Below are 10,125 nucleotides of genomic sequence, written 5' to 3' on the forward strand. Positions count from 1 at the left end.
GCCCAAGGGGTCAGGATGCGTTCGACTCACCCTCGAGCTCGTCGAGGAAGGCCGCGACCGCGTCGACCACCTGACGCAGCGCGTCGAGGGAGCGACCGACGTCGGTGCCGTGCTCGAGCGCGTGGTCGGCGCCGCTCAGCTCCAGCACACGGGCCCCCGGTCCGATGCCCGCGTGACCGTCCCAGAACTGGTCCGATGTCCCGCCCACCACCAGCGAAGGGGCGGTGAGGCGAGCGGCAGCCTCGGCGACCTCCGGCGAGGTGAGGACAGGCGTGAGCCACACCCCGGGCAGACCTCGCTCCACGACGTGGGGCAGTGCCCACCCGCCCAACGACTTGGCCACCACCAGGTGCCGGGCCGCCGACACCTGGTCGAGTGCGAGGGCCGACTCCCATGCTGCCTCCTCGGGCGTCGTGCGCTCGCCGTGCCCCCAGCAGACCTCACGCACCGACCAGCCGCGATCGACCAGGAGCATGACGCAGTAGCGCAGCAGCGGGAACCCGGGTGGGTACGCACGCCCGGGCAGGATCGTCGCGACGCGGTTCGGGTCCCCCGGATGTTCCTTCACGAGGCCGACAGTAGATGGCACGGCGTGGCTTTTCGCGCGGAAATCGAGTCCGGTCCACCACATGCTCGACCACGACGGCGGGCCCCGGGACCTCGACCCGCTCACGCGCAGCTGAGGTCCGGCCGGGGCCGGGCCGGATCCTCCGTCACGGACGATGCGGGGCGTATGCGCGGCTGGCTAGGTTCGCGAGAGCCCGCCACCTGTGCCAGTGCTCGAGGAGGACCCATGCGTTCAGCCCGGACAGGACGCTCCGTTCCCGCCGCGCTGGTGGCCGCCCTGCTGCTGGCCGTCCTGGCCGCCTGCAGTCCAGGTTCCACGAACAGCGCGGGCCCCTCGTCGACGTCCGCCGGCGCGGCCTCGGCGACGTCCCAGGTCACGGCGTCGGCAGCCGCCTGCGCGGACGCGGCAGCCCTGAAGTCCTCTCTCGAGGCGCTGACAAAGGTGCAACCCGTCCAGGACGGTATGACTGCCGTGCGCGCCGCGCTCGACAACGTCAAGGTCAGCCTCGACAAGGCCGCGAAGTCGGCGTCAGCCTCGCTGCAACCCGCTGTCACCCAGGTGAAGGTGGCGTTCGCCCAGCTGGAGGCCGCGACCAAGGGGGTGACCGCGGACAACCTTGCGCAGGCGGGTCCACGGATCTCCGGAGCGCTGTCGCAGGTCGCCTCCGCGACCTCGGCGCTGGTCGCCACCATCACCCGCACCTGCCCGGGCACCTAGCCGCGCAGCGGGTGCCGGCGCCGGCCCTGGAGCGGCCCTCGCCTAGACCCGCTTGAGGAGGTCGAGCACCCGCTCGATCACCAGCTGCGTGGCCTCTGCGTCGTAGGAGGCCAGCGAGCTGTCGGTGAACAGGTGCCGGTCGCCCGAGTAGACGAACAGCTCCCCGTCCTCGACCTCCTTCACCAGCACCCGGGCGGCGTCGATGTCGCCCTCACGGGCGAAGAACGGGTCGGCGTCCATCCCGTGGACCTGCACCGGGACCCCATCCGGCCACCGCGAGCCGAACTCCGACGACGGGACGCACGACTCCATCAGCACCGCGCCGCGGGCTCCGGCCCGGGTCTGCGCCAGCATCTGCGCCGCCATGCCCCCGAGGGAGATCCCGGCATACACGACCTCGGCGGGCAGGTCGTTCGCCGCCTGGGCCCCGCGCTCCCGAAGGGTGCCGAAGCCGACCTTCTGCGCATATCCGATCCCCTCCTCCAGGGTCGGGAACGTGTGCGCGTCGTACAGGTCGGGGGTGTGCACGGTGTGCCCGGCATCCCGCAGCCGGTCGGCGAACGCCCCCACCCCCTCGGTCAGTCCCTGCGCGTGGTGGAACAACACAACCTCAGCCATGGCTGCGGCTCTCCCCTCTGTGGTGAACGTGGACCGGTGCCTGACCCGGGCGCCGGGCGGACGAAGCCGCCGGCCCCGAGCCAGATGCTAGGACCACATCCGGACGATGCCTGTCCGGAACCCATACGCATCGCCACAAGGAACTGGGTCCGTCACCGCCGGGCGAGGTCCAGGTCCAGCATCCGCGCCAGGTCGGCGATCTCCCGGTCGACCTCGGAGCGCATGGCCGCGGTGAACGCGACGTCCTCGTGGACCGTGTTGACCCGCAACACCCGTGCCCGCAGGTCGGCCGCCGCGTCGAGCTTCCCGACCAGCCGGTCGCCGTACAGGATCGGCAGGGCGTAATAGCCCCACCGGCGCTGGGACACCGGTTTGTACATCTCCAGCTGGTAGTCGAACTCGAAGAGCTCGGCGAGCCGCTTGCGGTCGACCAAGAGCCGGTCCAGCGGCGAGAGCAGCGCGGCGCGGCCCTCGAACGGCTGCCCGAGCTGGGCCGGGTCCACCCGCCAGGTGCCGCGCACCCCCTCGACCACGGCCGGCTCCCCCGCGTCCCCGGCATCCAGGGGCTCGACCGGGCACATCGGCCCCTTGCTGCGCGCGATCCCCAGCGACGTCAGGCGGCGTTGGTCCCGCAGGTGGCGGGCCTGCTCCGCGGGCACGGCAGGGTCATCGGGGTATACGCGGTCGGCCAGGTCCCACAGGCGGCCGAGCCCTTCGCGGGTGGCGACCGCGACCTCGCCTCGGCTCTCCATGAAGTCCAGCAGTCGCACCACGTTGCGGTTGTTGGTCCAGCCGGTCGAGCGCCACGGGACCAGGCAGGTGTCGGGCAGCTCGCGGGCCGGCAGCGGCCCTTCGGAGCGCAGCAGGTCCAGGATGTCCCGACGGCACGCGTCGTTGGCCTCGACCCACGCGCGGATCTCGACCTGCCACTGCTTGAGTGGTCCACGCCCCGGCCAGTCCCGCATGTCGGCGCGGAACAGGGCGATGTCCTCGGCCGGGCGCAGGACCCCGCGGAACTCCACGAGCGACCCGGCCTCGAGGAGGGCGTCGAGGTCGGCCGGGGCATAGGCCGAGCCGAGCCGGCTCCAGCTGACCAGGTCGGCACTCGGCGCCACCGCTGCCGTCAGGTCGACCTGCACCAGGCCGAGGCGTCGCACCACCGTGAGCAGGTCGGTCGGCCGCGAGGCGTCGAGGAGCTGGGCGCGCACCGCGATCCGGCGCGCGTCCCGGCGGGAGAGCTGGTGCAGCACGCCTCCGACCGTAGAGGAGGCGACCGACGGGCGGCGGCGGTCTCGGTGAGCACGTGCAGGACCAGCTCGCGGGCGTCACCGACAGGCCCCGGGCCGCGCGCCGCGGTTCGGCGCGGCAGACTGCCTGCGTGGACACCGACAGCAAGGTCGTGCTCGTCACCGGCGGCAGCCGCGGCATCGGCGCGCGCACCGCGCTGACCCTGGCCCGCCACGGGTGGGACGTCGCGATCTCCTACCGCGAGCGCGAGGCCGACGCCGCGACGGTCGTCGAGGCGTGCGTCGAGGCGGGGCGTCGGGCCGTGGCCGTCCGGGCCGACGTCGCCATGGAGGCCGACCTCGTCGCGCTGTTCGGCGCGGTCGACGAGGAGCTGGGCCGCCTCGACGCCCTGGTCAACAACGCCGGCATCGTCCCCCCGCTGGGCCGCGTCGAGGACTACACCGCGTCCCGCCTCGAGCAGGTGCTCGCCGTCAACGTCGCCGGCGCGTTCCTCGCCGCGCGGGAGGCGGTGCGGCGGATGTCCACGGCGCACGGAGGTCGCGGCGGGGTCATCGTCAACGTCTCCTCCCGCGCGGCAGCCCTCGGCGCCCCCGGGGAGTACGTCGACTACGCCGCCAGCAAGGCCGCCGTCGACGCGCTGACGATCGGCCTGGCCAGGGAGGTCGCCGGCGAGGGCATCCGCGTGGTCGGGGTCAGCCCGGGCCTGATCGACACCGAGATCCATGCCCCCGGTCGGCTCGACCGCGTCGGCCACACCCCTCCCCTGGGTCGGCCGGGGACACCGGCCGAGGTCGCCGACGCCATCGCGTGGCTGGTCTCGGACGAGGCGTCCTACGTCACCGGCAGCACGCTGGACATCAGCGGCGGGCGCTAGAACCACCCGGCCCGGGCCCGAACGGCTACATCCGCTCGGTGAACGCCGCCCGCCAGTCCGGTGCCTCGAACGGTTGCGGGTAGTAGCGCGTCTCGCGGGCGATGCGGCCGTCCGCATCGAGCTCGAGGACGACCACGACCTGCCAGTGCTCCTCGCCGTACCGCCCGTCGGCCTCGGCCACCCACACCCGCCCCGAGCCGACGACCCGGCGCAGGGTGAACTCGGGGCCGCCGCCGGGGAAGGACTCCTGCATCCGGCGCAAGCCCTCGCGCCCACGGATGCGTTCGCCGGACTGCGGCATCTCCATGACGAAGTCCGGGCGGCGCAGCTCGTACTCCCGGTCCGGCGACAGCCCGCCGCCGTCGGCCAGCCCGAGCATCAGCTCCACGCCCTCGCGCATGGCGGCGTCATCGTCCTCCGCCATGGCGCGCCGGAACAGGTCCAGCACATCCGTCTCGCCCATCGCCGCTGCTCCTCCCGTCGCGCCGACCCCCTCGACGCTGCCACTGGAGCCGGCCGGCCACCTCCACCGGAAGGAGCACTCACACCCGCCGCTGACCCGGCGTTCCATGGGCATGACGTCCACCCTGGAGTTCCTCCCCGTCCCCGCCCAGGTGCTCGAGCGCATCCGGGCCACGGGCCGCGACGCGTTCGGCAACGCTGCGACGCCGCAGGCCCGCGTGGCCGGCCTGCCCCTGCGCTGCTGCCTGCGGCTGTCCCGCGACGGCGAGCGCGTGCTGCTGGTCGCGCACCGCCCGAGCGAGCACGGCGGCCCCTACGCCGAGGTCGGACCGGTCTTCGTCCACGCCGAGGCCTGCGAGGGCTACCGCACACCCGACACGTTCCCCGCCGAGTTCCGCGACCGGCGTGCCGTCCTGCGCCCCTACGACGCGGCGGGGCTGATGCTCGACGGCGTGCTCGCCGAGCCCGGGCAGAGCGAGCGCCTGGTCGGCGAGCTCCTGGCCGACCCGCGGGTGGCGCAGGTGCAGGTCCGCAACGTCGTCGCCGGCTGCTGGAACTTCACCGTCCGCCGCGCCGCCTGAACGCGCGACCACCCTGCCGGGCAAGGGCGCACTGCCGAGGTTGCAGCCGCGGCAGAGCGACAGCAACAGTGGCAGGGCGCACCGTCCTCGCGTCGCCGCCGCGTATCGCGCGCCCCACCGAGGGCTCGCGGCGCACCCACCGGACAGACCGGACACCGCGCCCCCTACGCTTCGGCGCACCACGGTGCCCCGGGCAGGTGGCCGAATGGCCAGACCGCACAGCCGCTTTCGCGGGCTGCACCGACGGCGCGCACCCGGGCGAGAGCGCGGCACCAGCGCCGGACCTCGCCCGCCCGGCACCGGTGACCCCGGGGCCAGAACCCGTGGAGCCCCCCCGTGCTCGGCCACTCCCACGCACTGTCCGGCCTCGCCGCCGGCGCGGCGACGCTGCCCTTCGCACCCGTGCACACCGCCGCCCAGCAGACCGCGTGGGTGGCGGCGTGGGGAGGCTTCGCGATGCTGCCCGACCTCGACCAGCGCGGTGCGACGATCGGGCGGATGTGGGGCGGGGTCACCGAGGCCCTCGCGACCGGTATCGCCGCGGTCGCGCGCGGTCACCGCAACGGCACCCACGACGCCATCCTCGCGCCGCTCGTCTTCGGCGCGATCGCCTGGTTCGCCGGGCAGCACCCGTGGAGCTCGTTCGTGATGCTGGCGTTCGCGATCGGGTTGGCGCTGCGGGCCTGCAACTTCGTCATCCCGGGCCGCGCCGAGAACACCGTGTTCGGCAACCTCGCCATGTCCGGCCTCGGCGCGTGGTGGATCACCGCGTCCGGGCACTTCACACACGTCTCGGCACCCTGGCTGCCGGTCGCCGTGGCCGGTGGCGTGCTGGTGCACATCGCCGGGGACTGGCTCACCGTCGGCGGCATCCCGGTGCCGTTCACGTGGTTCGGCGGGCACGCCCAGCGGGTCGCCGGACGCTTCTTCAGGACCGGGTCGCCGGCGGAGCACTTCCTCGCGGCCCCGGCGTTCCTCGCCGCGACGGTCTACGCCCTCTACCGCAACACCGGCGTGTATGCCGCGACCGCGCCCCTGCGGGCGGCCATCCGCGCGCTGGGGTGAGTAAGCGGCCCCGGGCACGGCGCCGGCCCGCGCCCCGGGAGGGAGGGCGCGGGCCGGGAGCAGGAAGACCTCAGGCGGTCCGTCGGGCGGAGCGCAGCACCGCCAGCGACAGCAGGAGCAGCAGGCCCTCCACCGCGAGGCTGATCAGGCCCAGCGGCTCGGTCCAGTTGCCGCGGTCGTCGGTGTAGGCCGGCAGGCCCGGACCACGGGAGAGCACGTAGCCGACCAGCGGGCCGAGGGCGACGCCGGTGGCCAGGAACCACCCGGTGACGCGACGGCGCGCCGGGGCGAAGAGCAGGGTGGCGGCGACCAGGACCGCGACCAGCTCCAGGACGTAGTAGCCGATCCCCACGTAGGTCGGGGTCTTGGACCCAGGGAAGCCGCCCTGGTCGGTGACGTGGATCCAGCCGACGCCCAGCGAGAGGGCGGCGCCGGCGAGGCGGAGGGGCAGCGAGGCCGCGGCACCGGTGGCGGTGGCCTCCTGCGTGGTGGTCTGGACATGGGGTCGGACGTCGGTCTGCGGCGTCTGGCTCGACATGAAGACAAGCTCCTTCCGGGGTGGTCAGCAACCACCGTGCCGACGCTTTCTCGGACGAAACTCGGAGAAAACCCGGGTCCGCTACCCCTCGTGGGCGGGCGACCCGAACCGCGCCACGCAGTGCCACACCCGCTTGAGCGTCTGGGGGTCGTGGCGCCCCGACGCCACCGCCTCCCCCACGACCCGCGCGTCCAGGGCCCCGTCCACGGCGATGGCCGCACCGGCCTCGACGACCTCCGGGCCGCGGTAGCCCGGGTGCCGCTCCAGCTCGGCGACGGCCAGGCGCCAGCCGGGATGCCACTCCACCGGACACGGCAGCCTCCGGGCCTGCACCTCGACCTCGGTCCCCCGGTAGCAGGGGTCGAGCACCAGCGCCTCCACGTCGCGATCGAGCAGGACGGGACCGTGCACGTGCGCCTCGACGTAGTCGTCGAGCAGCTCCGGCTCACCGGGCCGCGCCCGCTCCAGCAGCCCGGCCCGGCCGGCCACCCCGAAGTGGGTCGGCTCGAAGACGCTGTCGGGGTGGCAGAAGGTCGACCGCGCCAGTGCCTGCTCGGTGAGCCGGACGTGCGCCGAGCCGAACCGGGGTGCCGCGCCACCGGGCCTGCGCCACAGGTTCAGCGCGCCGTAGACCGGGCGTTCCGCCGGGTGGGCGTCGTCGTACGCGCCACCGAAGATCCGGCTCTCCCACCGCCACCGGTCCCCTCGGGGGTGCGCGGTGAGCCCGCCGTTGCTCGTCCCGGTCACGAACTGCGAGCGGTAGCAGCCGTCCTCCCCCATGGCGACGAGGATCGGCCGGCCCGAGGTCATCCGGTCGGGGTGGAAGTTCAGCGTCACGCGCAGGTCGACGTCGACGGGCGGCCCGGAGGACAGCGCCGCGACGTGGTCCAGGGCGCGGACCTGCGCCGGGGTGTCAGCCACGCTCGGAGCGTCCCAGGATCGGGGTCTGCTCGACGACGTAGAAGCCGGTGAGCACGGCATACAGGAGCAGCATGAGCGGTGCGGAGACCAGGCCGACGAGCACGACGAGAGGGTAGACGAGCGTGCCCAGCCCGAAGCGGCGCACCGCCCGGCGGCCGGTGGCCGCGTCGACCGGCTCGTGCATCAGCTGGCGGCGCACCAGGTGCGCGAGCATCACCGTGAAGCTGACCGCCATGCCCTCCATGGAGATGCCGTAGAGCACCACCGCCACCCGGGTGTCCGCGCCGCCTTCACGCAGGTAGGCCGCCAGCGTGGAGGTGGTGAACGGGATCGTCGTGACGAACAGCAGCAACGCCAGGTTGACGAACAGCAGCACCCGGTCGACGCGGGCCACGAGCGCCATGAGCGCGTGGTGGTTGACCCAGATGACCCCGACGATGCAGAAGCTGACGACGTAGGCGGCGAACGAGGGCCACTCCGAGACGAGCTGGTGGGCCAGCGACGAGGCCGCCTCCGGAGACGCGTGCAGGTCCAGCACCAGCAGCGTGATGGCGACCGCCATGACCCCGTCGCTGAACGCCTCCAGCCGACCCGTGCCCATCCGTGCCCCTCCCGTGCGTCGCCGGCGCGTGCGGTGGCGCCGGCAGCCAGTCTGCCCGCAGGCGCACGCCGCTGGCCTCTGAGCACGTTCTGAGAAACCACCGGCACCATCCGGCGGACCGTCTGCGACAAGGAGCCCTGCGTGTTCGACACCAAGCCCCAGACCGGGGGCGGCGAGGGCGATCAGGCCCTCGTCGTGACACGCTGACCCCGTGAACGGCACCGACCCCACCGTGCTCGTCGTCGAGGACGACGACGAGCTCGGCGGCCTGCTCGAGCGGCTGCTGCGCAGCGAGGGGTATGCCGTGCAGCGGGCCCGGGACGGCCAGAGCGGCCTGCACGCCCTGCTCACGTCGGAGTTCGACGTCGCGATCCTCGACCGGGGGCTGCCCGACGGGGACGGGCTGGACATCCTCGAACGGCTGCGGCGGGTCGGCAACCGGACCCCGGTGCTGGTGCTGACCGCCTACGGCACCGTGCAGGACCGCGTGGCCGGGCTGGACGCCGGCGCCGAGGACTACGTGGTCAAGCCGGTCGAGGCCGAGGAGCTGTTCGCCCGGCTGCGTGCGCTGCGGCGCCGCCACCAGGAGGCGGCCGAGCTCATCCCGCTCGGACAGGGCTGGCTGGACGTCGAGGGGTGCGCGGCCCGGCGCCCGGACGGCACCGTGGTCTCGTTGTCGCGGACCGAGCGCGACCTGCTCGCGGCGCTGGCCTCCCGGCCGACGCGGGTGTTCAGCCGCGAGGAGCTGCGCGAGCGGGCGTTCGCCGAGGCGGAGAGCGCAGGGGCCGTCGACACCTACGTCTACTACCTGCGCAAGAAGCTCGGCACCGCGGTCGTGCGCACCGTGCGGGCCGTGGGCTACCGCGCCGGGGAGATCGAGTGACCGACCGGGCCCGGACGCCGTGACCCGCTGGTGGCCCGCCCTGCGCGCCGCCCCGGGCGACGACCCGGCCCTGGCCCGGGCCCGGCGACAGGTGGCGGCGATGGTGGCCGGGGCCGTGCTCCTGGGCGTCCTGCTGGCCAGCGGGGTGACCTGGGTCGCCGTCGTGCGTTCCCGCGACGTGGCGGCCGACAACGCGCTGGCCAGTGCCGCCGCGCACGCAGACGACGCGCAGGACCCGCCCCCCGACGTCTGGCTGTTCATCCGCGAGCCGTCCGGTGAGCTCAAGTCCACCCCCGGCGCGCCCGAGGGCCTCCCGCTGACCACGGTCATGGACCGGGTCAGCCCCGGCCACCCGGACCAGCGCGAGGTCACGATCCGCGGCACCGAGATGCTCGTGCGCACCGTGTCGAGGGGGGGCGGCGTGGTGCAGGCGGCCGAGGACCTCAGCGGGCGCGAGGCCGAGCGTCACCGCCTGGCCGGCGCGCTGCTGCTCGCGTTGGTCGTCGGGCTCGCCCTGGCGCTCGTGGCCGGGACGGCGCTCGCGCGGTGGGCCACCCGGCCCCTGGCCGACGCCCTCACGCGCCAGCGACGCTTCGTCGCCGACGCGAGCCACGAGCTGCGCACCCCCCTGTCCCGGCTGGCGATGCGGGCGGAGCTGCTCACCCGTGAGCTGGGCTCCGGGCCGGCCGGCCCGCGCGAGGACGCGCAGCAGCTCCTCGGCGACGCCCGCACCATGGCCGAGGTGCTCAACGACCTGCTCCTGTCGGCGCAGCTGCGGGCGCACCCCGGTGGTGGCGTCGACATCGACGTGGCCGACCTCGTCCGTGACGTCGTCGCCGCCGACCAGCTCCGCGCCGAGCGGGGCGGCATCACCCTCAGCGCCGCGAGCGGGCCGGGCGCCGCGCCCGCCGTCGTCCACGGCAGCCCGCCGGCGTTGCGGCGGGCGGTGTCGGCCCTGGTCGACAACGCTTTGGCGCACACCCCGCACGGCGGCAGCGTCCGGGTGGAGGTCTCGGTGGCTCACGACCATGTCGTCGTGGAGGTGTCCG

Annotated in this window: 13 protein-coding genes; 6 read left to right on the forward strand and 7 right to left on the reverse strand. The window is 74.3% G+C overall.

All coding sequences use genetic code 11. From position 1 onward, the window contains the following. Positions 1 to 10 precede the first annotated feature (10 nt). Positions 11 to 568 (reverse strand): hypothetical protein, encoded by a 558-nt coding sequence (locus VF825_RS15220; protein ID WP_331114800.1) that lies wholly within the window; start codon positions 566 to 568, stop codon positions 11 to 13. Positions 569 to 793: 225 nt separating this feature from the next. Here VF825_RS15220 and VF825_RS15225 point away from each other — a divergent pair, with 225 nt between their 5' ends. Beyond that, positions 794 to 1,285 carry a hypothetical protein gene (locus VF825_RS15225; protein WP_331114802.1) on the forward strand — a complete coding sequence of 164 codons (492 nt, stop codon included), beginning with the start codon at positions 794 to 796 and terminating at the stop codon, positions 1,283 to 1,285. Between the two features lie 42 nt (positions 1,286 to 1,327). Here the strand turns inward: VF825_RS15225 and VF825_RS15230 are convergent, their stop codons facing one another. Together VF825_RS15230 and VF825_RS15235 are read right to left on the reverse strand one after the other, a co-directional pair. Beyond that, positions 1,328 to 1,903: a dienelactone hydrolase family protein gene (locus tag VF825_RS15230; RefSeq protein WP_331114804.1), complete on the reverse strand. Its 576-nt coding sequence runs from the start codon at positions 1,901 to 1,903 to the stop codon at positions 1,328 to 1,330. 152 nt (positions 1,904 to 2,055) lie between these two features. Beyond that, positions 2,056 to 3,153, reverse strand: a complete 1,098-nt coding sequence (locus tag VF825_RS15235; RefSeq protein ID WP_331114806.1) for a DNA glycosylase AlkZ-like family protein — start codon at positions 3,151 to 3,153, stop codon at positions 2,056 to 2,058. Between the two features lie 128 nt (positions 3,154 to 3,281). Here VF825_RS15235 and VF825_RS15240 point away from each other — a divergent pair, with 128 nt between their 5' ends. Continuing rightward, entirely contained in the window at positions 3,282 to 4,025 is a 744-nt protein-coding gene (locus VF825_RS15240; protein ID WP_331114808.1) for an SDR family oxidoreductase, read from the forward strand. Positions 4,026 to 4,050: 25 nt separating this feature from the next. Here VF825_RS15240 and VF825_RS15245 read toward each other — a convergent pair whose 3' ends face one another. Beyond that, a complete protein-coding gene (locus VF825_RS15245) occupies positions 4,051 to 4,488 on the reverse strand; it encodes a nuclear transport factor 2 family protein (RefSeq protein WP_331114810.1) in 438 nt (145 codons plus the stop codon). 112 nt (positions 4,489 to 4,600) lie between these two features. Between VF825_RS15245 and VF825_RS15250 the strand changes: the two genes are divergently transcribed. Continuing rightward, positions 4,601 to 5,068: a DUF1203 domain-containing protein gene (locus VF825_RS15250; RefSeq protein ID WP_331114812.1), complete on the forward strand. Its 468-nt coding sequence runs from the start codon at positions 4,601 to 4,603 to the stop codon at positions 5,066 to 5,068. 336 nt (positions 5,069 to 5,404) lie between these two features. Further along, positions 5,405 to 6,133 carry a metal-dependent hydrolase gene (locus VF825_RS15255; protein ID WP_331114814.1) on the forward strand — a complete coding sequence of 243 codons (729 nt, stop codon included), beginning with the start codon at positions 5,405 to 5,407 and terminating at the stop codon, positions 6,131 to 6,133. A 70-nt stretch (positions 6,134 to 6,203) separates the two neighbouring features. Here VF825_RS15255 and VF825_RS15260 read toward each other — a convergent pair whose 3' ends face one another. The 3 genes from VF825_RS15260 to VF825_RS15270 form a co-directional block, all read right to left on the reverse strand. Then, positions 6,204 to 6,671 (reverse strand): hypothetical protein, encoded by a 468-nt coding sequence (locus VF825_RS15260; RefSeq protein ID WP_331114816.1) that lies wholly within the window; start codon positions 6,669 to 6,671, stop codon positions 6,204 to 6,206. 81 nt (positions 6,672 to 6,752) lie between these two features. Next, on the reverse strand, positions 6,753 to 7,592 hold the full coding sequence (locus VF825_RS15265; RefSeq protein WP_331114818.1) for a DUF3626 domain-containing protein: 840 nt from the start codon (positions 7,590 to 7,592) through the stop codon (positions 6,753 to 6,755). Continuing rightward, a complete protein-coding gene (locus tag VF825_RS15270; protein WP_331114820.1) occupies positions 7,585 to 8,193 on the reverse strand; it encodes a TMEM175 family protein in 609 nt (202 codons plus the stop codon). The genes VF825_RS15265 and VF825_RS15270 overlap by 8 nt, the downstream gene beginning before the upstream one ends. 211 nt (positions 8,194 to 8,404) lie before the next feature. Between VF825_RS15270 and VF825_RS15275 the strand changes: the two genes are divergently transcribed. After that, positions 8,405 to 9,076, forward strand: coding sequence for a response regulator transcription factor (locus tag VF825_RS15275; protein ID WP_331114822.1), 672 nt, complete (start codon positions 8,405 to 8,407; stop codon positions 9,074 to 9,076). 19 nt (positions 9,077 to 9,095) lie between these two features. After that, positions 9,096 to 10,125, forward strand: a 1,030-nt coding sequence (locus VF825_RS15280) for a HAMP domain-containing sensor histidine kinase (protein WP_331114824.1), incomplete at its 3' end; no start/stop codon positions are given.

The sequence above is a fragment of the Oryzihumus sp. genome (assembly GCF_036391795.1).
Taxonomy (GTDB): domain Bacteria; phylum Actinomycetota; class Actinomycetes; order Actinomycetales; family Dermatophilaceae; genus Oryzihumus.

Excerpts from the sequence above, each read along its gene's own strand:
- VF825_RS15230 (WP_331114804.1), bottom strand. The coding sequence starts at position 1,903 with ATGGCTGAGGTTGTGTTGTTCCACCACGCGCAGGGACTGACCGAGGGG.
- VF825_RS15225 (WP_331114802.1), top strand. The coding sequence starts at position 794 with ATGCGTTCAGCCCGGACAGGACGCTCCGTTCCCGCCGCGCTGGTGGCC.
- VF825_RS15270 (WP_331114820.1), bottom strand. The coding sequence starts at position 8,193 with ATGGGCACGGGTCGGCTGGAGGCGTTCAGCGACGGGGTCATGGCGGTC.
- VF825_RS15260 (WP_331114816.1), bottom strand. The coding sequence starts at position 6,671 with ATGTCGAGCCAGACGCCGCAGACCGACGTCCGACCCCATGTCCAGACC.
- VF825_RS15250 (WP_331114812.1), top strand. The coding sequence starts at position 4,601 with ATGACGTCCACCCTGGAGTTCCTCCCCGTCCCCGCCCAGGTGCTCGAG.
- VF825_RS15245 (WP_331114810.1), bottom strand. The coding sequence starts at position 4,488 with ATGGGCGAGACGGATGTGCTGGACCTGTTCCGGCGCGCCATGGCGGAG.